Origin of the sequence: Marivirga atlantica, assembly GCF_016734805.1 — a bacterium.
GTDB classification, from domain to species: domain Bacteria; phylum Bacteroidota; class Bacteroidia; order Cytophagales; family Cyclobacteriaceae; genus Marivirga; species Marivirga atlantica.
In genome coordinates this window covers 125910-150835 of sequence record NZ_JAERQG010000003.1, presented here as the reverse complement: position 1 = coordinate 150835, position 24926 = coordinate 125910, and the positions used below count along the sequence as shown (strand labels likewise).

25 protein-coding genes are annotated in these 24926 nt (G+C 37.1%); 12 read left to right on the top strand and 13 right to left on the bottom strand.

Annotated elements, in window-relative coordinates; all coding sequences use genetic code 11:
- Positions 1 to 127: 127 nt before the first annotated feature.
- The 4 genes from JKP34_RS12370 (at position 128) to JKP34_RS12355 (ending at position 3170) form a co-directional block, all read left to right on the top strand.
- Positions 128 to 817, top strand: coding sequence for an SGNH/GDSL hydrolase family protein (locus tag JKP34_RS12370; RefSeq protein ID WP_201921840.1), 690 nt, complete (start codon positions 128 to 130; stop codon positions 815 to 817).
- Positions 818 to 1486: a hypothetical protein gene (locus JKP34_RS12365; protein WP_201921837.1), complete on the top strand. Its 669-nt coding sequence runs from the start codon at positions 818 to 820 to the stop codon at positions 1484 to 1486.
- A gap of 94 nt (positions 1487 to 1580) precedes the next feature.
- Positions 1581 to 2933, top strand: coding sequence for an oxygen-independent coproporphyrinogen III oxidase (gene hemN, locus JKP34_RS12360; RefSeq protein WP_201921834.1), 1353 nt, complete (start codon positions 1581 to 1583; stop codon positions 2931 to 2933).
- Between the two features lie 30 nt (positions 2934 to 2963).
- Positions 2964 to 3170 (top strand): hypothetical protein, encoded by a 207-nt coding sequence (locus JKP34_RS12355; RefSeq protein WP_201921833.1) that lies wholly within the window; start codon positions 2964 to 2966, stop codon positions 3168 to 3170.
- A gap of 5 nt (positions 3171 to 3175) precedes the next feature.
- Here JKP34_RS12355 and JKP34_RS12350 read toward each other — a convergent pair whose 3' ends face one another.
- From JKP34_RS12350 to JKP34_RS12305, 10 genes are all read right to left on the bottom strand, one after another.
- Positions 3176 to 3892 carry a sulfite exporter TauE/SafE family protein gene (locus JKP34_RS12350; protein ID WP_236664994.1) on the bottom strand — a complete coding sequence of 239 codons (717 nt, stop codon included), beginning with the start codon at positions 3890 to 3892 and terminating at the stop codon, positions 3176 to 3178.
- Positions 3892 to 4314 (bottom strand): FixH family protein, encoded by a 423-nt coding sequence (locus tag JKP34_RS12345; protein ID WP_201921828.1) that lies wholly within the window; start codon positions 4312 to 4314, stop codon positions 3892 to 3894. Before JKP34_RS12345 ends, JKP34_RS12350 begins: the two co-directional genes overlap by 1 nt.
- A gap of 5 nt (positions 4315 to 4319) precedes the next feature.
- Positions 4320 to 5723 (bottom strand): cytochrome c oxidase accessory protein CcoG, encoded by a 1404-nt coding sequence (gene ccoG, locus JKP34_RS12340; RefSeq protein WP_201921826.1) that lies wholly within the window; start codon positions 5721 to 5723, stop codon positions 4320 to 4322.
- Between the two features lie 4 nt (positions 5724 to 5727).
- Positions 5728 to 6705 (bottom strand): cbb3-type cytochrome c oxidase N-terminal domain-containing protein, encoded by a 978-nt coding sequence (locus JKP34_RS12335; protein WP_201921823.1) that lies wholly within the window; start codon positions 6703 to 6705, stop codon positions 5728 to 5730.
- Positions 6702 to 6893, bottom strand: coding sequence for a cytochrome C oxidase Cbb3 (locus JKP34_RS12330; RefSeq protein WP_201921820.1), 192 nt, complete (start codon positions 6891 to 6893; stop codon positions 6702 to 6704). Before JKP34_RS12330 ends, JKP34_RS12335 begins: the two co-directional genes overlap by 4 nt.
- 30 nt (positions 6894 to 6923) lie before the next feature.
- Positions 6924 to 9083, bottom strand: coding sequence for a cytochrome-c oxidase, cbb3-type subunit I (ccoN, locus tag JKP34_RS12325; protein WP_201921817.1), 2160 nt, complete (start codon positions 9081 to 9083; stop codon positions 6924 to 6926).
- Positions 9084 to 9087: 4 nt separating this feature from the next.
- Positions 9088 to 9285 carry a cbb3-type cytochrome oxidase assembly protein CcoS gene (gene ccoS, locus JKP34_RS12320; RefSeq protein ID WP_201921813.1) on the bottom strand — a complete coding sequence of 66 codons (198 nt, stop codon included), beginning with the start codon at positions 9283 to 9285 and terminating at the stop codon, positions 9088 to 9090.
- Positions 9282 to 11693 (bottom strand): heavy metal translocating P-type ATPase, encoded by a 2412-nt coding sequence (locus JKP34_RS12315; protein WP_201921811.1) that lies wholly within the window; start codon positions 11691 to 11693, stop codon positions 9282 to 9284. Before JKP34_RS12315 ends, ccoS begins: the two co-directional genes overlap by 4 nt.
- Before the next feature lie 64 nt (positions 11694 to 11757).
- Entirely contained in the window at positions 11758 to 12378 is a 621-nt protein-coding gene (locus tag JKP34_RS12310; protein WP_201921808.1) for a hypothetical protein, read from the bottom strand.
- Between the two features lie 88 nt (positions 12379 to 12466).
- Positions 12467 to 13180 (bottom strand): Crp/Fnr family transcriptional regulator, encoded by a 714-nt coding sequence (locus tag JKP34_RS12305; protein ID WP_201921806.1) that lies wholly within the window; start codon positions 13178 to 13180, stop codon positions 12467 to 12469.
- Between the two features lie 257 nt (positions 13181 to 13437).
- Between JKP34_RS12305 and JKP34_RS12300 the strand changes: the two genes are divergently transcribed.
- A complete protein-coding gene (locus JKP34_RS12300) occupies positions 13438 to 14715 on the top strand; it encodes an acetyl-CoA hydrolase/transferase family protein (RefSeq protein ID WP_201921805.1) in 1278 nt (425 codons plus the stop codon).
- Positions 14716 to 14766: 51 nt separating this feature from the next.
- Here JKP34_RS12300 and JKP34_RS12295 read toward each other — a convergent pair whose 3' ends face one another.
- Together JKP34_RS12295 and JKP34_RS12290 are read right to left on the bottom strand one after the other, a co-directional pair.
- A complete protein-coding gene (locus JKP34_RS12295; protein ID WP_201921803.1) occupies positions 14767 to 15675 on the bottom strand; it encodes a universal stress protein in 909 nt (302 codons plus the stop codon).
- 41 nt (positions 15676 to 15716) lie between these two features.
- The gene (locus tag JKP34_RS12290; RefSeq protein ID WP_201921801.1) at positions 15717 to 16415 is read right to left on the bottom strand and encodes an energy transducer TonB; all 699 of its coding nucleotides are present in this window, start codon (positions 16413 to 16415) and stop codon (positions 15717 to 15719) included.
- A gap of 230 nt (positions 16416 to 16645) precedes the next feature.
- Here JKP34_RS12290 and JKP34_RS12285 point away from each other — a divergent pair, with 230 nt between their 5' ends.
- The 3 genes from JKP34_RS12285 (at position 16646) to JKP34_RS12275 (ending at position 19149) form a co-directional block, all read left to right on the top strand.
- Complete coding sequence (locus JKP34_RS12285; protein ID WP_236664993.1) at positions 16646 to 17200, top strand: YceI family protein; 555 nt, start codon at positions 16646 to 16648, stop codon at positions 17198 to 17200.
- 18 nt (positions 17201 to 17218) lie between these two features.
- Entirely contained in the window at positions 17219 to 18478 is a 1260-nt protein-coding gene (locus JKP34_RS12280; RefSeq protein ID WP_201921797.1) for a hypothetical protein, read from the top strand.
- A gap of 74 nt (positions 18479 to 18552) precedes the next feature.
- On the top strand, positions 18553 to 19149 hold the full coding sequence (locus tag JKP34_RS12275; protein ID WP_201921794.1) for a YceI family protein: 597 nt from the start codon (positions 18553 to 18555) through the stop codon (positions 19147 to 19149).
- A gap of 9 nt (positions 19150 to 19158) precedes the next feature.
- Here the strand turns inward: JKP34_RS12275 and JKP34_RS12270 are convergent, their stop codons facing one another.
- Complete coding sequence (locus JKP34_RS12270; RefSeq protein WP_201921791.1) at positions 19159 to 19737, bottom strand: hypothetical protein; 579 nt, start codon at positions 19735 to 19737, stop codon at positions 19159 to 19161.
- A gap of 186 nt (positions 19738 to 19923) precedes the next feature.
- Between JKP34_RS12270 and JKP34_RS12265 the strand changes: the two genes are divergently transcribed.
- The 4 genes from JKP34_RS12265 (at position 19924) to JKP34_RS12250 (ending at position 24890) form a co-directional block, all read left to right on the top strand.
- Positions 19924 to 20760: an alpha/beta fold hydrolase gene (locus JKP34_RS12265; RefSeq protein WP_201921788.1), complete on the top strand. Its 837-nt coding sequence runs from the start codon at positions 19924 to 19926 to the stop codon at positions 20758 to 20760.
- Positions 20760 to 21242 (top strand): RNA polymerase sigma factor, encoded by a 483-nt coding sequence (locus tag JKP34_RS12260; RefSeq protein WP_201921786.1) that lies wholly within the window; start codon positions 20760 to 20762, stop codon positions 21240 to 21242. Before JKP34_RS12265 ends, JKP34_RS12260 begins: the two co-directional genes overlap by 1 nt.
- Positions 21235 to 21828, top strand: a complete 594-nt coding sequence (locus JKP34_RS12255; RefSeq protein WP_201921783.1) for a hypothetical protein — start codon at positions 21235 to 21237, stop codon at positions 21826 to 21828. The genes JKP34_RS12260 and JKP34_RS12255 overlap by 8 nt, the downstream gene beginning before the upstream one ends.
- 113 nt (positions 21829 to 21941) lie before the next feature.
- The gene (locus JKP34_RS12250) at positions 21942 to 24890 is read left to right on the top strand and encodes a tetratricopeptide repeat protein (RefSeq protein WP_201921780.1); all 2949 of its coding nucleotides are present in this window, start codon (positions 21942 to 21944) and stop codon (positions 24888 to 24890) included.
- Positions 24891 to 24926 lie beyond the last annotated feature (36 nt).

Here is a 24926-nt window from a genome sequence, read left to right as displayed (position 1 = left end):
GCTTTTTTTCGATAAAGGCATATAAATACCATACCAATGCATTCATTTAAATATATAATCACGTAATTTGTTGGCAATTAAATATGAATATTTTCAGACAGACTTAACAGTATTGATAGCAAAAATTATGAAAAAACTTATACTAAGTGTACTTTTATGTTTGTGTTTAACAGGTGTATCGTTTAAAAGTATGTCTCAGAACCAACAGTCATACCTTGCTTTGGGTGACTCATATACTATAGGGGAAGCAGTTGAATCAGATGAAAGATGGCCGGTAGTTTTGGCTAATACATTATCAGCTAACGGCTTAAAAGTAAGTTGTGACAAGATAATAGCTACTACAGGATGGACTACAGATGAGCTTCTTGATGCTGTGAAAAAGGAAGAAGAAACTCTTTTAGAGGCTGATTATGATGTAGTCAGTTTGTTGATCGGTGTGAATAATCAGTATAGAGGATATCCTATTGAACAATACAAGAAGGAATTTGAAGTTTTATTGAAAAAGGCCTTAGCATTTGCAGGTGAAAAAAGTAAATCAGTATTTGTTTTAAGCATACCGGATTATGGTGTTACTCCGTTTGCAAAAGAAAACGATAAAGATATTCAAAAAATTAAAACAGAACTGGAGAGTTACAACAAGCTTGCTCAGGAAATTTGTGAGAAATATGAGGTTCATTTTTACGACATAACTCCAATTTCTTTAAAAGCACAGTTTAGTGAATTATATGTAGCTAAAGATGGTTTACATCCTTCAGCAAAAATGTATGAGGAATGGGTAGATTATGTGCATGCAGCTATCTATCGACAATTAAAGTAATTGAATAAGGTATTTACCATATTATCAGTAGTAGTTTTAACTATCTTAAGCTCGTGCAAAGATAAAATGGTATGTGCTGCCTATCAAAGTACATACATACTAGATGATAAAAAGCAAGCTAATAAATTTTCATTTTTTGAAGGTGATTCGTTAATACTTGAAGCTTCTAATACCACAAAGCTCAAGAAGAATATATATGGCTTACGAGAAAGAGATTATGGCTATTGGCAGCAAGAGAGACTGCTTGTAGTTGATCAATCTGATGTTTATAGTGAAGAAATAGATTCCTTATTAAACGTAGGACCGCCCGAAGAAAGGGCAGAATTTGACGCTGATACTTTGCGTGATCTTGCTGACACCGTAAATCTTACTGTATCAGAAGACCCTTGGGCTAATACTAAGCGGTTCAATTACAATGTTGATTTCGTGAATTACATGCTGCTAGTTGGAAATGATGTCTTACTGGCACAATCAGCTGCGCGAGATTCGGCTGCGGCTAAGCAGGAAGGCAAGGGAAGTGCTCAAGCTACTGATTCAACTCAAAATAAACCTAAGGGATTTTTCAAAAGACTGTTTAATAAGGATAAAGCTGATAAGAAGAAAAAACAAAAAGATGCTCCAAACGAAGAGTCTGGTAACGAAGAAGCCACTAAAGAGGAGGACGATTAAGGAGTTCTAAATTTTCAAATACACTCATTTTAAAACCTGATTTTTATCAGGTTTTTCCATTTATGGCAAATCTATCTTTGTTAAAAAAAGATAAATGATTCAGTCTCTTATTTCAAAATATAATAAGGCCATTCCCAGGTATACGAGTTATCCGCCTGTACCCCAATGGAATAATGCAGTAATGAGCCAAAAAACATGGCTGAGTGTGCTTAATAAGGATATTAGAATTGCTGAGGATAAGTCTTTAAGTATTTACATTCATTTGCCATTTTGTGAAAGCTTATGCACCTATTGCGGATGCAATAAGCGAATTACCAAGAGGCATGAAATGGAGCATCCTTATATTGAGGCTGTAAAAAAGGAGTGGACTATTTACAAAAATTCCTTCAATCATAAGCCGCAATTGAAATATCTTCATCTGGGTGGTGGAACACCCACTTTTTTCAGTCCTGATAACCTTAAGGATTTAATAAGCCATATTTTAAAAGATGTGGAGTTAGTACAAGATCATTCCTTCAGCTTTGAGGGACACCCTAATAATACCACTTATCAGCATCTTAGTACTTTAAAAGAGTTAGGTTTTAACAGGGTTTCTTATGGCGTACAGGATTTTACTTTCGAAGTACAAAAAGCTATTCACAGAATTCAGCCAGAGGAAAACGTAGAAAAGGTAGTAAGGGATGCTAGAAGCCTGGGATATGAGTCTGTCAATTTTGATTTAGTATATGGCTTACCTTTTCAGTCCAAAGAGAGTATTGCTACCACTATAGAAAAAGTGGCTGAATACAAACCTGAACGAATAGCACTATACAGTTATGCCCATGTGCCATGGGTAAGTAAAAGTCAGCGCGGTTACGATGAAAGTAACTTACCAGCACCCGAAGAAAAGCTTTCTTTTTATCTGTTTGCAAAAGATCAACTTCTAGATCTGGGTTATGAGCAGATTGGTATGGATCATTTTGCTTTACCATCAGATGAGCTGGCTATTGCCAAAAAACTAGGCAAGCTTAATAGAAACTTTATGGGCTACACTACTGATAATAGCAAGCAAATGATTGGATTAGGTTGTTCTTCCATCAGCAGCTCTGAGCATGCATTCGTTCAAAATGAAAAGGCCGTAGAAGCTTATCAGGAGAGTATAAATAACCATAAGCTACCTATTATTAAAGGACATTTGATGAATTTTCAGGAGGTTGAAACCAGTGAAATTATATCTAAGTTGATTTGCAATGGGCTTTATGATTTTCAAGATAAAGTAGAAAGGCTAGATGAAGCAAGAGCCAATTTGAAGCCATTGGAGGATGATAACTTATTAATAATTGAGGGCAATACTTTAAATGTAACTGAATTAGGTATGCTCTTCATCAGGAATATTTGTGTTGTCTTTGATCCGTATCTTGCTAATAATAAGCTTAGTGAAAAAAAGGTTTTTAGCCAGTCGGTATAAACATTCATGAATTAATTGGGTTAAATGAGTATGAAAAAGCTCATTTGGCCCATTTCAGTCACTTCTTTTATCGCTTTACTGTATTTGATAAGTATAGCGCTAAACTTTCCTTATCCTTTTATTTCTATCCTTTTTGGAGCACTTCCATTATTTACTGTATGGATGGTAATACGCATTTTAAAGGATGGCAGGCATTGCGGAAAAACTTTTGATGAGGATTTCTACGAAATAAAATAGAAACACTACTTATTCCATTGAAATATTTCTTTATCACCATTACAGTTGGTAATCACTTTGGTCTCAGTTTCCTGCATATGCTGATGATGTAGAAAAGGAAGTTCTACAGTTCTTGCCAACAGGAAAATCACCACAATAGCAGCTAAATAAGGTTTCAGTTTTTGCGTATTTAAGCTTTTGAAGTTTAAAGGAAGTTTCAATAGCCATTGGCTTCCAATTAACCAAGGCACAGTACCCATTCCAAAAAGCACCATGGCTGAAATATTGAGCAGGAGATTATTGGCCAATAAACTATTCGCTGCAGCCATATAAACCAGCCCACAGGGCAATAATCCATTAAGCATACCTGAGAAAAAGCGGAAAGCAGGTGTGTTTTTATATTTCCACTTTCTAAGATGTTTACCAAAAAACCTGAAGGGCATCAACTCTATTTTTTCTATCCAATGATGCTTTCTCCATTTGCTGGGTATTACATAAAAGTAGATAACATAGGCGCTGATGATATATATAAAAACTTTCTGTAATCCTAAGAATGAAATACCTTCTCCCAAACTGTAAAACAATAGGCCAATTAAAACATAGGTTAAAATTCTCCCTGCATGGTAAAGCACTACGGATAAATTCATCTTTTGATGATGAAATACCGCAGTCTGAAGAGGACCGCACATTAAACTACAGTGCATGCCTCCGCTTAAACCTATGAGTAATGATGCGAGTAACATTATGAGCCCACGTAAATCGTTTCTTCCTTCACGTATTTTTTCCCTTCATACTGCCACTCAAAATTGACAATCCACTTACCAGGAAGAATTTCTTTTTTTGGTAATTTTAAGTTTTCAGTCAAAGGGAAAGAAAAATCTAACTCAGCGTTTGAAGGTCTAAAGAAATATACCTTTCCTGATTGTACATTTTCGGCATCCTCAAAGTTGATGTCAATAAATTCTTCTTCATTGGCAATGCTTACATTTTTCTGCCAGCCTGTTCCATTCGTTCTGCTTTCTATTTTATCCTGAAATGCTAGTTCTTCTTCGTAGTAGTTTTCTTCTACGAGAAAGAAATCTGTACGCATGCTAATGGTAACCATGCCAATGATAAATACTACGAAGCCGATGAAACCTATCGTGATTTTTTGTCCCCAATTCATGATTGTTATTTTTTTAATGATGGAGGAATAGGAAAGCTCGTTTTGATTACTTCCATTTCCGTATTGTCCAATAATACTTTTACATGAGCCTTTTCATTCATTTGATAGGCTATGTTTTTAGGTACTTCAATAAAGAAGTAGATGGTCTTTTTATCCTGTGAGTTGAGTGAATCAATTTCACCAGCGGGCATAAATAGCTGAGCCTGCTCTTCTTCTAGTTCAATAGCAATTAAATGAGAGTCGAAACTTTTATTTATAAGCTCAATTTGATACATATTGCTTACCAGACTATCACCTTTCATTTGATAAATAGCGCCTGGCGTACGGGTTAAGGATGCTTCAACAGGACTTCTGCTAAGCAGTAAGAAACCCATAGAACATAGTAAGATCACAAGTACAGCTGAATAGGCCAGCACACGGGCGTTAATTAACTTTTTGGTTTTATTTTCTACCCCTTCTACTGAGTCAAACCTTATTAAGCCTTTAGGCTTATTAATTTTTGTCATTACTTCATCACAGGCATCAATGCAGGCAGTGCAGTTTACACACTCCATCTGCGTCCCATTTCTGATGTCGATACCTGTTGGGCAAACCTGTACGCACAAACTACAATCTATGCAATCTCCTTTTTCAGGTACAGGCTCTTTTTTACGCATTTTTCCTCTAGGTTCACCTCTAAGCCAGTCATATATTACAACTATGGATTTTCTATCGAGAAAAACACCTTGAAGTCTTCCGTAAGGACAAACCAATGTACAGGCCTGTTCTCTGAAGTAGGCAAAAACAAAGTAAAATATTCCTGTAAATACAATTAAACCAACAAAGCCACTCCAATTAGCCTGAGGCCCAGAAGAGATAACAGCCGTCATTTCTTCTATGCCTAACAGGTAAGCCATAAAGGTATGAGAAACCCATAAGGCTATGAGCAAGAATATCACTTGCTTAAGCGTCTTCTTCCATATTTTATTGAAAGTCCATGGTGCAGCTTTAAGTTTTCTTTGCTGATTGGCATCTCCCTCAATCCAGTATTCTATTTTACGAAATACCATTTCCATGAATACCGTTTGCGGACAAGCCCATCCACACCAAACTCTTCCAAAAACTACTGTGAAAAGTAGTACAAATACTACGAAAATGAGTAGTAAGAAGATAAGAAGGTGTGTATCCTGAGGCCAGAATACACTACCTAATATCACAAATTTTCTGTCAAAAATATTGAAAAGCAGTAGGGGATGCCCTCCAATAGTTATAAAAGGACCTGAGAAAAATAAGGCCAGCAGCAACCACGCCACCACTCTACGATAGTTATGAAATATACCCTTAGGCTTTTTAGGGTATATCCAGTTACGCTTCCCTTTCTCTCCAACGGTTGCTAACTGACCTCTGAAATTTTCCTGACTTAAGTCCATTTTATTATTGAGTTACTTCCTCATCTGTTATTACTTCAATTGGGCCTGGAGTTTCCATATCTGGATTCTCAACAGCCTCATCAATCCGTTCTTCAGCTTGTTCCCTTTTAATAGGTTCTCCTTGTGGCTCTTTTGGATTAGCGGGTGTGGTTCCAGCAAGACTTAGAATGTAATTGGATACATCCTGAATGTCTTTTGGGTTGAGCTTACCTTTCCAGGGAATCATACCCTTAGAAGGAACACCTTCCGATACTGTTTTGAATACAGCTTTGATATCATTACCATGTAGCCAATATTCATCAGTAAGATTAGGGCCCACACCACCGCCACCATCTTTGGCGTGGCAAACGGCACAGTTTTGCTGAAAAATAGCATTTCCAGCTTCTATAATACCTGCATCTTCACTAAATTCAGCTGTTTCAGCAGTAATAGACATCATACCAGCCTTAGCTCTTGCTTCAGCCAATAAAGCAGCATGCTGAATCTGATTATCCAGTTCTGTTTTTTGATCAGGGATAATATTAAAAATCAGGAATGCAGGTACATAGAAAACTGCAAATATGAATGTACCTAAGAAGACATATCTTAACCATGGGGGCATACCGTAATCCATTTCCTGAATACCATCATAGTTGTGGTCAAGTAACATGTCTCCATCCTGTCCCACAGGTTTTAACTTACCAGTGATCCATCTTTGCTTTAATTTGGTTGTCCAGCTTACCTTTTCGGCTTTACCTTCAGAAGTGATGATAGAAACTGTTCTGGCCAGAAGCACTACCATTATTATTAATAAAAATATTAGTAATATTAGAAAAGCACCTATAAGTAGAAGAATCTGACCTTGCTCGTTAGATAGAAGTTGTTTAAACCAGCCCTGCTGTTCTACCTCAACATCCACCTGACTGGCTACCTCTTGTGCGAATCCTACATAAGGAATAACAAGAGATAGCATAAGTAAGAATAGTTTAGCTATAGTTTTCATGATTTATTGTTTTTTGGATTTTGAGGTTCGTCACTATTCAATGGCATTTGCTCCATTTCAGCTATATAGCGCTTATCTGCCCTTACTACCCACCAAATGAGCCCAATGAAAAAGGCAAAAAATACACTTAATGAAATGATTGGGTAGATTTGAAAATTATCCAATTGTTCGAAATAATGCTTAAACATGATTTTAATTTTTTAATGTCAATAATTCATTTACATGCCTCCGGATGAGGAATTACCAGCAGTTTCATCAGCTACTATCTCTTCACCTTTAATATCTGTTCCCAATCTTTGCAGGTAGGCAATGAGTGCTACAATCTTTTGTTCAGGCATCACTTCAATTCCATCCTTTTTAAGACTCTCAACTATTGTTGAAGCTTGCTCTTTTGCATCTTCAATAGCCTGATCAGCATACTCTTCCGGATAAGGAACTCCCAATGTTTGCATAGCTTCAATCTTGGCAGGGATTCCTTCCAGCTTATAATTGGTGTCAAATAACCAGGTATAGCGAGGCATAGTGGAACCAGGCGACATGGATCTTGGATCATACATGTGGTTATAATGCCATGAGTCTGGATATTTTCCGCCTACACGATGTAAATCCGGCCCTGTTCTTTTTGATCCCCATAGGAAGGGGTGGTCATAAACAAATTCTCCGGCTTTTGAATATTCACCGTAACGCTCTGTTTCTGACCTGAATGGACGAATCATTTGAGAGTGACAACCAACACAACCTTCTGATATATAGATGTCTCTACCTTCCAGCTCAAGCGGAGAATAAGGCTTCACAGAACTGATGGTGGTCACATCTTTTGTTTTCAATAAGAAAGAAGGGACCAATTCAAAGAGACCACCTAATAGAATGGCGATGGTAACAAGTACAGTAAAGAAAACCGGCTTTCTTTCCCATACTCTGTGCCAGTATTCGCTGGCCACACTTTCTTTTTTCTCTAAAGCTGGTGCTTCCGCTGCCTCATTGGCTAAGAAATCTCCTGCTTTGGCAGTTTTAATTAGGTTGTAAACCATCACAATTACACCACTGAGGTAGAATAAACCTCCTAATGCACGAAGCATATACATAGGTATAATCTGAAGGGTAGTGCTTAAGAAGTTAGGGTACTGAAGAATACCATCTGCAGTAAACTCTTTCCACATCAAGCCTTGTGTAATGGCAGAAACATACATTGGCAAGGCATAAAATAAGATACCGATAGTGCCAAGCCAGAAATGTGTATTGGCTAATTTTTTAGAGAATAAGTTAGTTTGCCACATTTTTGGCACCATCCAGTAAAGGATACCGAAGGTTAGGAAACCATTCCAGCCTAAACCGCCAATGTGTACGTGTGCTACAATCCAGTCGGTGTAGTGTGCAATAGCATTTACATTCTTTAATGAAAGCATAGGGCCTTCAAAAACAGCCATACCATAAGCAGTAACTGCCACTACCATGAATTTAAGGATAGGGTCTTCACGCACCTTGTCCCAGGCACCTCTTAAGGTGAGTAAACCATTTACCATACCACCCCATGATGGAGCAATTAGCATGATAGAAAATGCGGTACCTAAAGCTTGTGCCCATTCGGGTAAGGAAGTATATAACAAGTGGTGCGGACCTGCCCAGATGTATAAGAATATCAATGCCCAGAAGTGAACAATGGAAAGCCTATAGGAATAAATAGGTCTGTTGGCTGCTTTTGGTAAAAAGTAATACATCAGACCCAAATAAGGAGTAGTTAAAAAGAATGCCACGGCATTATGTCCATACCACCACTGTACCAGGGCATCTTGCACACCTGCAAAAGCTGAATAGCTCTTAAGGAAGCTAACCGGTAGTTCAAAAGAGTTTACAACGTGCAAAACAGCCACTGTAATGAAAGAAGCTATGTAGAACCAAATGGCCACATACATATGTCTTTCTCTTCTGCGGATAATGGTACCAATCATGTTAATACCGAATACCACCCAAATCAAGGCAATGGCGATGTCAATAGGCCATTCTAACTCTGCGTATTCCTTAGAAGTGGTGATACCAAAAGGTAAGGTTAATACAGCTGAAAGTATGATGAGCTGCCAACCATAGAAGTTGATCCACGACAGGGCATCGCTGAACATTCGTGTTTTCAACAGACGCTGCATAGAATAATAAACTCCGGCAAAAATTGCATTCCCCACGAAGGCAAAAATCACCGCATTGGTATGTAAAGGTCTTATCCTACCAAAAGTGGTGAAGGAAAGTCCGAAGTTAGCTTCCGGCAGAAATAATTGGATAGCCACCAGAAGGCCGACCGTCATGCCAATTACCCCCCAAACAACTGTTGCTATGGTAAAGTACTTGACAATTTTGTTATCGTACTGAAATTGTTCTATTGCCATTTGTTTATGATTTAGGATTGTTTAATTCACTTTTATTTTGAGATTTTATTGATTTCGACTTGCTACCATCTTCCCACAAAATGCGGACAGATGGTGTAAAGGCGTCATCAAATTGACCACTTTTTACTGCCCAGATAAAGGCTACAGCAAATCCACTTGCCACTAACAAGCTTATTACTATGAGGATGATGAGTATATTCATGATTTCTGCTTTTTATAATTCATTTTTTTCTGACCAATACTTATTCCTGTAAGGCCAATGAGCACTACAGAAACTGAACTTATAGGCATTAAAATAGCTGCGAAAACAGGAGATAGTAAGCCTTGTACAGCCATAGAAATACCAATAATGTTGTATAGGAAGGAGACTATAAAGGCGACTTTAATAACCTTTATGCTGTGTTTTGCTAACCCAAGCACCTTAGGCAGTTGAAGTAAGCCATTACCGAGTGTAATGGCATCACTTGCCGGGCTAAACTGACTTGATGATTCAGTAACTGCCAGGCCTACATGGCTTGCTTTCAAAGCTCCTGAGTCGTTCAGACCATCACCTACCATTAACACCTTCTTTCTATCTTCAGTGAGTGCCTTTACATAATGCTGTTTTCTTCCCGGAAGCTGCTGAAACTGTATATTCTGGTTGTTTATCCATTGACTCACCTCTGCCATATCATTGGCATTATCACCGGATATGAGGTGTGTTTCATACTGGTGATTTAACTCTTGAAACAGGCCGGATATACCTTGTCTGAAAACATGTTTAACTTTGAAGTAACCAAATATTTCTTCATCAATACTTAGATAAACTACAGCTCCATTATTGCCAGTGTCATCTTGAGCACCAACGAATGTGTTTTTCCCCAACTTAATAAGGCGGCCTTCACAAATGGCTGAAATACCCTGTCCGCCAGTTTCCTTAAAATGAGTAATCTCCTGAGTTGGATAGTAAGGTAGCCAGTTGAAAATGAGCTGGCTCAAAGGGTGACGAGATTGATTCAGTAGCGTGCTCACTGCTGCCAGCTGTTTATGGTCGGGTAATTCACCTACAAAATTTACTAATGCTTTATCAGGGTAAGTAAGTGTGCCTGTTTTGTCGAAAATGATGGTATCAATGTGAGCCAGATTTTCTATGGTTTGGGTATTCTTAGTAAAGAACCCAAACTTACCTAATGCCCTCATAGCATTACCCAAAGTTACCGGAGTGGCCAATGCGAGTGCGCAGGGGCAAGCCACAATTAAGACAGTACTGAAAACTTTTACAGCTGTAGCATACTGTCCATTCATTATCCAGTAAAGCCCGGCAATTAGGGCAACAGCTAATATAATGAAGGTAAAGTAGGTACTGATTCCATCGGCTATACTCTGCATATGGCTATGGCTTTGTCCCATTTTTTCATCGTCCCATAGCTGGGCTAAATGACTTTGAGACGGTCTTTTCTTTACCTGAACCAAAATGGAAGATCCCTTGAGTCGGCCACCTGCATAAAGCAGTTCTTCTTTCTGTTTTTCTTCTAAAATAGATTCACCTGTTACAAAGCTGTAGTCAATAGAAGCAGCATCAGAAAGTAGCAGGCAGTCGGCTGGAATAATTTCCTCATTTCTTATTCTAAGAATGTCATCGGGTAAAATATGCTTAAGCAATACATTTTGTTCTTTATTGCCTTCGAGTTTGCTTACACTTAAGGGGAAAAAAGATTTTACATCTCTATCAAATTTGAGGTGGTCGAAAGTTTTTTGCTGGTAATATTTACCTAAAAGCAAAAAGAAGATCAGCCCCGTAAATGAATCAATATAACCTAGTTGCTGCTCAAAGAAAATGAGGTAGTAGCTGTAAATGAATAAGGTGAGGATGCCCAGACTGATAGGAACATCCATATTGATTTTTTTTGTAACCGTAGCATTCCATGCCGATTTCAGGTAATCCTGTGCACTGAATAGCAATACCGGAATCGCTAAGATGGCATTAAGTACAGGTAAAAAGTGGGCTACCATGCTACCGTCAAAAATGCTCATACCGAAGTATTCAGGAAGGCTAAATAGCATAGCATTACCAAAGGCAAATCCAGCGATACCTATCTGCATCCATATTTTTCTATAAGGACTTTTTTGGTTGGTTTTATTATCAATTGCTATTTCTGGTGTATACCCTATTTTATCCAGTATAGCCACTAATTCTTTTAAAGAGAGCTCGTTTTTAAGATAAGTGATGCTTACTGTTTTTCTATTAAAATTAACCCGACTGCGCTCTATGTGCGGATTGAATTTATAAAGCTTTTCCAGAAGCCAGATGCAGGCTGCACAATGTATGGCAGGTATTGAAAAGGTTACCTTAGCAATTTTGTCATTCTGAAAGTCAAGTAAGCTGTTGGCAAATTCCTGATCTTCTAAAAAGCCAAAATTCTGTTTTAATTTACTCTTCTGGCTGATACCAGGCTTATTATCTAAATCATAAAAACAAGCTAACTCATGCTCATTAAGCAATTGGTACACTGTTTTACAACCCAAACAACAAAAGGATTGCTGTTCGTGATCGTAAACAATATCGGTGCATAATTCACCACAGTGTTTACAGTGTGTAGTTTTTTCTGCTATGTTGTTAATTTGCTCCATGATTAAATATCTTACTGCAATGTTAGTATTGAGACTCTCAGTAAAACATGATAATTGTCAGCTTTTAAGATGAGACTTTGCTACTAAGGATAGGGTAGAAGCTTGCGGCCATTACATCTTCTAATTCTGTTGATTTAACTAATTGTAGGTATTCAGCTAATTTTGAATAGGGGAGTATCATCATTTCAGCTGACTGACTTTTAGCATATTTTAATAACTCACCCACCTCTTCAATGGGTAATTTAATAAAGCCTGTTGGATCAAAATACTGCTGAATCTCCCTTACAAGCCTGGTTTCAATTATCCTTTTGCTTTTTGAAAAATAGGTAGGAGAAATGATGATAGCTGCCGGCTTCTTTTCCTGCTGGTGTAAGGCTAAACTTTCGAATAACTGTGAGAAGCTGGCCTTTGAATCAAGATAAATTAAATAGGAAGTAGGTGTTTTTGATTTTTGCTTTTTGATGATGCTAGGTTTCTGAACCTGAGCCAGAGATTTTGAAAAAAGTTGCAGATCAACACTCTCTAGTTTTTTGCTCGCTTTTTCGATGGGTAATACAAAGTCTGTTAAGAGACTTTTAGATAATTGGCAACCACTGCATATTTTTGAATCTTCAGAATAGTAGGAGAGTGCTTTACACCAATCGCTTCTCTTTACTGTAGTAGATTTTCTTTGTAATGTTTCCATAAGCTTAATGTCTTATGGACAAAACAACTACATATTAGCTAATCAAAAGCTGACATGCTTAAGGACTAAACATGATATAAATCAGGTTTTAGGCAAACAGGTCTATTTCTTTGGCTAAACCTTCAGTATCAAGCACTCTAATTTTTTTACCTTTGAATTCGATGAGGCCTTCTTTTTTGAAATCAGACAGTAATCGTATAACCGATTCGGTGGCAGTACCTACAATTTTGGCGATATCTTCGCGCGCGAGAGCTATCTCTATATCTGTAAATCCTTCATTCTCCACACCGTAAGAACTTTTTAGCATAAGTAATGTAGTAGCTAATCGCTGTCTAACATTTTTATTGGCCATATCAGCCATTTTCTGCTCCATCACTCCTAAATCATTGCATACCGCCTGCATGAGTTTATTTTGAAAATCAGTGTCTTTAGCAACCAGGTCAGTAAAGCTGCTCTTAGGAATAAAGCAAACTTCTGCTTCATCAATAATAGCCGCTGAAGAGTTGTAGTTATCTTCTGATAAAAGGGCTCTATAGCCAAGAAATTCTCCTTCTTTAGCCAATTTTACAATTTGCTCTCGGCCGGAATCATCTGTTTTAAACACCTTTACATGGCCTTTACTGATACAAAATAGCCCCATTGGCTGAGTACCCTCCAGAAACAGAATTTGACCTTTCTTATGTGCGATGGTTTTTTTAGACTGGCTTAGTTTGCAAAGTGCTTCATCCGGTACATCCTTTAATAAAGACTTCCTTCTATTGATGCATAACTCACAAGGTGTGCTTTTAACTTTCTGTGCCATATTCTAATAATTCAGAATTTCAGATATAAATGTAAAATTTTGATTGGTGATATAAAATCCTGCATTAATTTTTTTACTGCAATTTCGACTTTTTATTTATTGTCTCGTTCATTTTTTAGCTTAACAAGGATGATAAATAAAAATAATCAAAAATGTAAAAAGTAAATATTAAAGCTGATAATTATCAGCTTTATTGAAAGGACTGCTATTTAGTTTTGTATCAATCTAACTGGTAGTCAACTATACATAAATATATCATGAATTATAAATCGAAAATAAAAAGTGCCTCAGAAGCAGTAGCTGGTGTTAAATCCGGAGATAGAATTTTTATTCAGGGAGCAGCTATGACTCCTACAGATTTAATTGAAGCCTTAATCAGCCGATCAGATGAGCTGGAAGACCTGGATATAGTGCATTTGCATACAGAAGGGAAGGCTTCCTATGTTCAGGAGGTTTTTAGTAAAAAATTTCATTTAAACAGTTGTTTTGTTGCTGGTAATGTGAGAACTGCCATTAGTCAGGGCTATGCAGACTATATACCTGTTTTTTTAAGCGAAGTACATCAATTATTTCAGGATGACCGCTTACCCATAGATGTAGCCTTTATTCAAGTTTCACCTCCTGATGCACATGGCTATTGTTCGCTTGGATGTTCCATTGACGTAAGTATGGCAGCAGTGGAGAATGCAAAAATGGTGGTAGCACAGATTAACAAGCAAGTTCCTCGTACGCATGGTGATGGCTTTATTCACATGAAAGATATTGACCATGCTATTGAAGTAGATAACCCCATTTTTGCGCATGATATTAAAGCAGCCTCAGAAGTAGAAGATAGAATAGGAGGTTTTATTGCCGAATTGATTGAAGATGGTGCTACACTTCAGATGGGTATTGGTGCTATTCCAAATGCAGTTTTAAGTAAGCTTGGTAATCATAAGAACCTGGGGGTACATACTGAAATGTTTTCTGATGGTATTTTGCCATTAGTGGAATCAGGTGTAATTAACGGAAGTATGAAAGCAGTGAAGAAAGGTAAAATAGTAAGTTGTTTTGCTATGGGTTCTCAAAAGCTTTATGACTTTATGCACGAGAATCCTATTGTGCATATGAAAGAAGCTTCCTATACAAACGATACAGCCATTATCAGAAGAAATCCCAAAGTAACAGCTATTAATTCCGCTATTGAAATTGATTTATTTGGTCAGGTTTGTGCAGATACGATTGGGAGGTTTCAGTATTCAGGTGTAGGTGGTCAGATGGATTTCGTAAGAGGTGCTTCACTTTCACAGGGTGGGAAAGCAATTATCGCCATGCCTTCTCAGTCGGCCAAAGGAATAAGTAAAATAGTGCCTACACTAAAACCCGGAGCTGGTGTAACAACTACCAGGGCACATGTACATTATATTGCAACTGAATATGGAGTTGTAGACTTATTTGGTAAGAATTTGAGAGAAAGAGCTAAGCTGCTTACTTCAATTGCTCATCCTTCGGAAAGAGAAAATTTAGAAAAGGCTTTTTTTGAATTAAAAAGCTAAAATAAGAGGCAGTTTTAACTGCCTCTTATTAGTTAATCCAATTGTTAGATGCTAAATAGGCATCTCTATCGCACTGTAAAATGACCTTTCATAAAGGTTTTTAGCACTTTCAAGGTTTATACTTTTTTCTTTCGAATCCAATTTAAAAGACCATACAGGTATTTTGGCGTGATTGACAGTGTCTTCAGTAACACTTCCTGTTAGCCAATGGGCTAAGCCCTTTCTGGCATGAGTAGCCATTGCAATCATATCTATTTTTGCTTCATTTACATAAGTTAAAATACCTTCTGCAGGTATAACAGCTCTAACGATATGGAAACTGAAATTTGTAATTCCTTTATCTTTTAGAGTAAGAGAAATTTCCTTAGAAATTTCTACTTCATTCTGAATATTATGTGGAGTTTTTACCCAAACAAAGTCCAGCATTAAGTCGAAAGTCTTTTGAAGCTCTGCTATTTTAAGTAAAAAGCTTTCTCTGATATCCTCCAAATCTACTGGAATCATGAGCTTTTTAATCTCAGCTAATGTGGTTTTGCCGGAAACTGAAATAACCGGACATGATGCCTTTCGAACTACCTTTTCAGTATTTGAGCCTATAAAGAATTCATCAATGCCAGAGCTTCCTTTAGTGCCCATTACTACCAAATCATAATTTTCATCATGAATTTTATTATTAAGCTGTGCAACTAAGCTTTTATCTGAGATATAATGATTGATTAATACCCCTGAATCGCTGTACTTATTTACCAGTTGTTGCATGCTGTGACTAACAGACTCCTCAACTTTCTTCAATAAGGTGCTAGTAACTAAGGCTGCTTCTCGAATTTCTATATTGAAATCATAATGAAGGCTTGTGACTAGGGTGATTTTGGCATCAAACTTTTGAGCCAATTCAATTGCTAACTCTAAGGCGTATTCACTTAGTTTGGAAAAATCTGTTGGTACTAAAATCTTTTTCATTTTGTTAAAATTTATTGGTTGTTATTTGAGTGGTAATGACATTAATCCCGCATCTTTAAGATAAATCTGATCGGCACCATTTTATAACTTCTTACCGGTCTTCCTCTTTGTTTTCCGGGTATCCATTTCGGAGATTCTTCTACCACTTTTATGGCTAGTTCGTCACAACCGCCACCTATGCCTTTCATAGCTTTAACATCAGTGATGGAGCCGTCTTTTTCAACTACAAATTGTATATAAACCACTCCTTGAATATTCATTCGTTCTGCAGTTGGTGGGTAATTTCCTGCTAATCTTTCCGCCACATAAGCATAGAATGCTTTTACACCTCCAACGGGCTCTGCTTGTACTTCAACTACACTAAATATTTCTTCTGCCTTTTCTTCTTCAGGTGCATCTAATTCTATTTCCTGATAGGCTACTTCTTCTATTTCTGCGTTCTCCTGCATTTCCATATCTATGATGGGTAGGTTTTCAATTATTACCTCTTCATTGGCTACTTCAACTATTTCAGCCAGTTGAATTTTAGGAGGAGGAGGCGGTGGTTGTAGTGTAAGTGGAATATCTAATATTTCATTTTTTTCCGTACTAACAGTACCTAAATCCATAATGCCTTCATCACCTTTAAACTCTATCTGAAAGATGCCATACACCAATGATATAGAAAGGAACAAACCAATATTGAAGAAAAGGGTAGACTTTCTATAAATGTCAAGTTGAGGATTCTTTTTAGCTTCCATGGCTGTGTCTTTTTAAGTTGCACATTCGAGAAAACTGATCTGTTTCTCATACTATAAAAGTACCATGTTTCACCTCCGTATTCCGTAACATAGATTAGCTAAAAACATGATTTATGTCAGTTTTAAGCTGGTTTTATGGAATTACTCATGTTGTGTTAGTATCAGCCTAAAACATGATAAATGTCAGGGTTTAGAGCGCTTATCATTCCCACCTTTACCAAAAAAAAGAAATGAAAACGATACTAATTTTAATCAGCTCGATTTTACTCATATTACCTGCAACGCGCCAAAATATGAGCGTAAATAATGAGAAAACGCAACTCACCATTTATGGAACATCATCCATACATGATTGGCACATTGAAGCCACTAATTGTAAGGGAGGGGCAGTTGTACAATTTGAAGAAGGTAAGTTCTCAACAATAGAGCAACTGACATTTAAAGTGGAGGTGGCTTCATTGGAAAGTGGTAAATCAGCCATGGATGATAATACAGTTGAAGCGCTTAAGGGTGATAAGTATCCTTACATCAGCTATGAACTTACAGATATCAGTCAGGCTAGTGGAGAGACCTTTAATACTAAGGGTAAACTCACTATTGCCGGAACTACCAAAATAGTCAATATGAAAGCAACTATCACCAATAGCAATAAGGAGATATCAATTAGCGGTGATATAAAATTCAAAATGACGGATTTCAAGGTAGATCCCCCAACCGCAGTGTTCGGCACCATTAAAACCGGTGATGAGATTACCATAAAATTTAAAACAGTATACACAATTTAACTACTAAACAATAAAACCATGAAAACGCTAAAAAATTCAATTCTAGTATTACTTCTGGTCATGCTAAGCTTAAGTGTGAAAGCACAGAATCAACGAAATTTACAATTTTTCCGACCAGTAGGACAAGCAGGTCTCAATGTATTTGAAACTGGTAAGGCTGATACTATACCTTATGAAGGTGTTAAAGTAAGAGTAGGCGGAGACTTTGCTATGCAATTTCAGGCACTTAATCAAAGCAATGACTTAGATAGTTTGGTTGAGCTTGGTAGCAATTTAAACCTACCAACAGCTAATTTCAATCTGGATGTTCAGTTATATGATGGTGTAAGAATGCATTTAAGAACTTACTTATCTGCCAGACACCATGAAGAGTCATGGGTTAAAGGTGGCTATTTACAAATGGATAAACTTGATTTTATTAAAGATGGATTTATGGAAGGATTCATGGACATAGCAACCATTACTATAGGTTTAGATGAATTCAATTATGGTGATGCCCACTTCAGAAGATCCGATAATGCTCGCGCCATTTATAACCCGTTTGTGGGGAATTATATTATGGATGCTTTTTCTACTGAAGCTTTTGGAGATCTTACCATCCAAACTAATGGAATTATTGGGGTGATTGGGCTAACCAATGGTAAGCTAAATCAGAATGTTGTAGTAAATGATAATACAGATAATAAGGTGTCTTTCTTTGGTAAATTAGGCTATGACAATCAACTAAATGATGATCTACGATTAAGATTAACAGGATCATGGTACATGAATAATGGAACCACTACTGGTACATGGTTATACGGTGGTGATAGAGCAGGGGCAAGATACTATAATGTTTTGCACACTTTGGCCGAGGGAGGCAGTGATTTTGAACCAAGAATTAATGCCAGGTTTACTAAATTGACTGCTATACAGGTGAATCCTTTTATTAAGTTTAAAGGCCTAGAATTCTTCGGAATATATGAAGTAGCATCAAACGGTGACGATGCAGGTGGTGCGTTTACTCAAACTGCTGCTGAGTTACTCTACAGATTTGGTAGCAACGAAAACTTCTATCTTGGTGGAAGATATAATAACGTTACTGGCAAAAACGTAGACGCTGCGCAAGAAAAGAGTACGAGCAGAATTAATGTAGGTGCTGGCTGGTTCCTTACAAACAACATCTTAACCAAATTAGAATATGTTAATCAAAGCTATAGCGGTGATGGATGGAATAACACTAAATATGCCGGAGCAGAATTTAGTGGAATTAACATAGAAGCCTGCATTAGCTTCTAATCAAAGCCAATAGTCATTGAAAGCTGCCATCTAATTAGCAATAATTTATGGCAGCTTTTATTTACCTTAAAACAATGAAATTTCTTCAATTTGCTTTTCTTTTTCACCTCATGCTGCAGCCATCTTTTCAGAATGGTTTGATAGCACAAAAGCAAAAAATGATAGTTTTTGATCATGCTAAAAGCAGTATTGAAATAATGGGCACTACTAATGTGAGTGATTTTGGTTGTGCTTACAATGTACGTCTTCCCAAAGATACTTTAATGATAGCGTTAAAGAATGCCGAAAAAATGCTTGAAATCAAAGGAGCTTCATTACGGCTACCAATTAAAAGTTTTAAATGTGACAATAGTCCCATGACAAGCGATTTTCGCAAACTGCTAAAGGCTGAAGAACATCCTTACATTAACATAAAGCTTATTGGCATTTATAAAATTGAGAGCCTTAAAAACCACGCAGAAATAGCTATTAACATTGCAGGTGTTCAAAAGCATTTCACCATAGCTACCCATATTGAAAAAACCGATGAAGCTTATCTATGTGAGGGAAATCCTGAGCTATGCATTACTGATTTTGGCATTGAAGCTCCCGAGAAGTTCTTCGGAATGGTAAAAGTGAATGAGGATATTACCGTAGCGTTTTCCTTAAGCTTTAGTGTTTACGATTTGTAGAGCAGAGTTTTACTCAAAGCAAGCTGCAATAGCTGTTTTACTGTTTTGCTGTGAATTCAATAGCTGTAAATAAGCTTTCAAATCTTCGTATGGCAAAACAAGAATAGGCTTGTATTCGTGCCTGGCGAAATTAGAAAATTCCAGTACGCTTTCCATTTGCAATTTTATGAAACTGGTGTTGCTAAAAAACAGAGAAGTCTTTTTGACAAAATCAGCTTCTCTTTCTCTTTTATACCTGTTTAATGAATTGGGAGAAATAATTATTGCTTGCTCGTATTTCTTACCTTGTGCGTTGAAATAATTGAACGTTTCAAAATACTCTTCTTCTCCTGTATATTTAATAATGGCTGTATGCTTGTTGCTATCTTTACTGCCCTCAAATACTACACATTTATGGTTGGTTTTTAAGAGCTTATGTAATTCATTGAGTGAAGAAGTAGAGAATTTTTCATTAAAAATCTTCAACGGTATGATGGGAATATTAGCCTGAGTGATCAGTTTTGTTAGTGCAGCCTTATTGGTTGTTTTTAACGAATCACTATTCAGTTTTTTACTTCCTTTTCCATATTTATAATCAATCCGCTGCATAATTTCTTCCTTTTGAATTCACAAGTTCAGGAAGTTTAGTCATTAGGGTTATGATCCATAGCAGCCTTAGAAGTGATTTAAGTCATAGGTTTTAGCTCGATTTTAAGAAATTTCTAAAAAAGATGAAGTTCGTTGTAACAACTGCCTCAATGTTGATACTAAGAGGAAACTTTAAATTTAAAAATCATGAAAAAATTAGTTTCTTTATTTGTAGCAGTAGTTTTAGTGGTTTCTGTTTATGCCCAAAATCCTTCTATTTATCCTGTAAAGTCAGGAAAGGGAGCAGCAGTATTAATGCTTCCGGGCTTTACAACACCAGGATCCGTTTGGGATGAAACCATTAATAGCCTTGAAGGCGATTATCAGACTGTACAAATTTCTTATGCAGGGTTTAATGGTCATCCGGCCATTGAAATGCCGTGGTACTCCACTATCAAAAATGATTTGATTGAGTATCTTGAAAATGAAAAGCTAAAAGATGTCATTATCATTGGTCATAGTATGGGTGGCATGCTGGCAATGGAGATTGCAAGTGAAGCCCCTGAGCTGGTTTCAAAATTGATAATAGTGGATGCTTTGCCATGTATGCGTGCCTTAATGATGCCCGGTGTACCAGCAGAAGCCATTCAATATGAAAGTCCTTATAATCAGCAAATGCTTCAGCAAACAGATAGTGCCAGATTGGCGATGGCTAAAATGATGTCAATGAATATGACTATGAAAAATGAGAAAGTAGAAGAACTTGTTCAGTGGAGTATGGAGGCAGACCTGGAAACCTATGTTTATGGCTATACTGATTTACTAAAAGTAGATTTAAGACCGACTTTAGCTCAGATCAAGGCGAAAACTTTAGTGCTTGGGGCATCATTTCCGGATCGGGACCTTGTAGAAAAAAATTTAACTGATCAATTTACCAACTTAGCAGGTGCCGAAATACTGATAGCCGAAAATAGTAAACACTTTATCATGTTTGATCAGCCTGAATGGCTAAGTACACAAATGAATAAATTCTTAGTGGAATAATGAGCCTTAAAAACGAATTTGAATCAGTTCACCGCCAGTTTCAAGGCATGGTATTTCAACTATGCCTTGGTTTTACCAAAGGCGATAGTGCTGCCGCTCAGGATCTGTCACAGGAAGTCTTTGTCAATACCTGGAATGCATTATCGTCTTTTGAAGGAAAATCAAGTCATAAAACATGGATTTATCGAATAACCGTGAATACCTGTCTTATGCAACTTAGGAAGCAGAAACGGATGCCAACTGATCGTTTAGAGAATGTTAAGGTCAATCCTGAAGCAGACACCGTAGCAGACCACAACTACAATGAATTATATGCTGCGATAGGAAAGTTGGCAGAGGTAGATAGACTTTTAATCATGCTGGTGTTAGATGAATTATCCTATGATGAGATAGCAGATATTATGGGGATTAACCCCGGTAACCTGAGAGTGAAAATACACAGAGTAAAAGAGAAGCTTAAAAAGATTATGAGCAATGAATGATTTCGATGAACTAAAAAATAAATGGAAAAACGATAAAGCTGATTTGGGACAAACAAAAACAGCTGATTCCGAAAAATTGGTAGCTCAAGCCAGAGCTACTAAGAATAAAAGCAGAAATGCCCAGCTAAGCACCATAGCTATATTAAGCATCACCTTAATGGTATTGGTATATTTCTTTACCGAGGTTGCACCATTTAAAGAAGTATTAAGTAGAGTAGGAGTATTATTAATGTGTGGAGGATTGCTAATCAGGATCATTATTGAAATAGTCAGCCTAGTTAAGGCTTCACAGCTGTCTATTAACCTTAAAACAGATGAGCTTAGCAAAAGGATGGTGGCATATTATCACTACCGAAGTAAAATTCATGGCGCTTTCACAATCACTATCGTAGCACTTTATATCATTGGGTTTTATATGCTTACACCAGAGTTTATGAAATACCTTGACATGAAATGGATATGGCTCATGGATATTGGTTTTGTATTCATTGCTCTTACGGTCTTTTATGTGATCAGAAAAGGTGTTTTAAAAGAGCTGGCTATTTTACGAGAGTTTTCAGCGGTGCAAAATGATTTAAATAATTAATCGGTCAAGGAATAATAAAAAAGATTGTAAAAAGTATTGGCAAATAATATCCTTCAACTGAGGGTGAGGAAAACTGAATAATTTCATATTTTGTAGTGCTAAAGTGCATTACTATGTCGTTAAAAAGACTCATTTTATTTTTCACTTTCCTGAGCTTTATAAATGCAATACAAGCTCAGGATGAGGTTGATTCACTAAGAAAGCAGCTTCAGCTGGAGAATGTGGACTCTAATAGAGTGAAGTTATACTTAAGTTTTTTCTATACTGATTTATACTATTCAAATCCTGAAGAAGTAATTCAGTTTGCAAAACAGGCAGCCAGCTTAAGCAAGCAGATAGCTTATAAAAAAGGAGAGGTTGATGCCTATAATACCCTTGGGTATATGTACCGCATCAGAAGTGAAAATGATTCTGCACTTTACTATTTTGAGGAAGGAGCGGAACTGGCTGAAGAAATAGATTTCCTTGGAGGCATGGCAGATGCGCATACAGGTTTAGGGAATACTTATAATCAGTTAGGGGAGTGGGAGAAGGCCATTCCTCATTTTGAGATAGTCATAAAAAGAGCCGGAAAAGCAGGGAATAATGTTTTAGTGGCTAGTGCCAATAACAATATCGGTAATATTTACCTTTCTAAAGGTGCTTATACCAAAGCCTTAGAACATTATCAGGAAAGTCTGGAAAAGGGGAACTTATCCATAAAGGAAACAGCACAGATTAACATTGGCCTGGTACATAATCAACTAGGTAATTTTGAAAAAGCTAAAAGTTATCTCCAGGAATCCATTGAGTTGTGTGAAAAATCGGGTAATAAATATGCCCTGGCCTTTGTTTACCAGCATCTTGGAGCCATTGAGCAGCAGTCGGCTAGCTATGCGCTGGCAGTAGAATATTTCAATAAGGCATCTGCTATTTTTGATGCTATTAATGAGCGATACAATGTTTCAGATATTAAAACAAACTTGGGAAACTTATACTATGATCAAGCCAAATACGGCAAGGCACTGATTGAGTTTCGAGAAAGTATTGCCATTCAAAAAACGATTGAACATGATGTAGGTATCTGTAATAACCTTTTAGCCATTGGCAAAGTACTATTGGCAACCAAACAGTTAAATGCAGCCGAGGACACACTTCTTTTAGCAGATCAGTTGGCCGATACATTACAGCTCTTGCCAGCAAAAAGCAATATCACAAAATTACTGAGCCAACTTTATGAAAGTAAGGGTGATTTAGGTAAAGCTCTTAGCTTTAGTAAGGTTCATAAAGTATTGTACGACAGCTTAACCAATATTGAGCAATCTAAATTAGTAGCTGAAATGGAAGCCAAATATGAGGTTTCGCAAAAGGAGCAGGAGATAGAGCTGTTAAGTGCAGAAAATCAGGTAGCAAATTTACAGCTTCAAAAGCAGCAGAACCTTAGGAACTACTTACTTACAATTGCCATAATTTTAATTATTCTGGTGGCAGTAGGTTATAGCAGGTATCAAATAAAAGTACGAGCAAATACTAAATTAAGAGAGCTTGATCAGGTGAAAACTAATTTCTTCACCAATATTTCTCATGAGTTTCGCACACCCCTTACACTCATTTTAAACCCGGTAGAAAAGATATTAAAAACTGAGAATGATCCTGCTATCAAAAATGATCTTCATTTGGTACAAAGAAATGCTCAGCGTTTACTGGAGCTTACCAATCAAATTTTGGATCTATCGAAACTGGAAGCGGGAAAACTCAAATTAGTTGTTCAGCAGCATGATCTCGCTAAGTTTATTCGGATGAATGTAGCTGCCTTTGAGTCATTAGCCGCTTCAAGAAATATTGATTTAAGCTGTGAAATTGATGAGCAACTAAACTTGGCTTTTTTTGATTCTGATAGTGTACAGAAGATATTGAACAACCTACTCTCCAATGCACTGAAGTTTACTCCGGCTGGAGGAATGGTGAGGGTGCAGGCGCTGAAAGAAAATGAATTCCTGGTGTTGAGTGTGGAAGATAATGGAAAGGGAATTCCTTCAGATCAGCTAACGCATATTTTTGATCGTTTTCATCAGGTAGACAGCAGTGAGGCCTACGGAGGAACAGGTATAGGCTTAACATTAACTAAGGAGTTGGTTTCCTTGCATCATGGTACAATTTCAGCTAAGAGTACGGCAGAGAAGGGAAGTAGATTTGACATACAAATACCTATTTCAGCAAGAGCATACCATCAGGCTGAAATGGCAGAGCAAGAGCAGGAAACACCAACAACATTTCATGATACTACAATGCCAGAACCGGTAGAGGAGGTAGAACTGAACAATAAGAAAGCCATTGCATTGATAGTAGAAGACAATTTAGATTTAATCCATCATATCACTTCTATTCTGCAAGCCGAATACAAAGTGGTTCAGGCACATAATGGTAAGGAAGGAATGGCTAAGGCCGTTGACCTAATTCCAGATATTATTATTTCAGATTGGATGATGCCTGAAATGGATGGACTGGAACTATGCAAGCTGCTAAGGCACGATGAGCGTACCAGCCATATTCCCATAGTAATGTTAACGGCAAAAGTAGACATAGAAAGTAAGTTAGATGGACTGAAAACTGGAGCCGATGAGTATTTAGCAAAACCCTTCAATACGGATGAGTTACTCATTAGGATGCAAAACCTGATAAATCAGCGAGAGCAATTGCGTTTAAAATATAATAAAACTATTGCTTTATCACCGTCAAAGGTAGATGTTGACAATCCTGATGAACGCTTCCTCATAAAAATTCTTTCCATAGTGGAAGAGCATATTTCTGATACTGATCTGACGGTAGAAAAACTTCAAAACGAACTGGGAGTAAGTAGAATGCAATTGCACAGAAAGCTAAAAGCTTTGACAGGCTTTTCAACAAGTGAATTTATAAGGGACATCCGACTACAAAGAGCTGCAGACCTATTGAAAGCTAATGGAATTCAGGTGACCGAAGCCGCTTACCAATCAGGCTTTAACAGTTTAAGCTATTTTACCCAATGCTTTAAAAATAAATATGGAATAGCTCCATCCGATTACCATAAAAATCAGGCTTAAAACAATCCAGGGCCATGATGTTACATTTCTTATAAT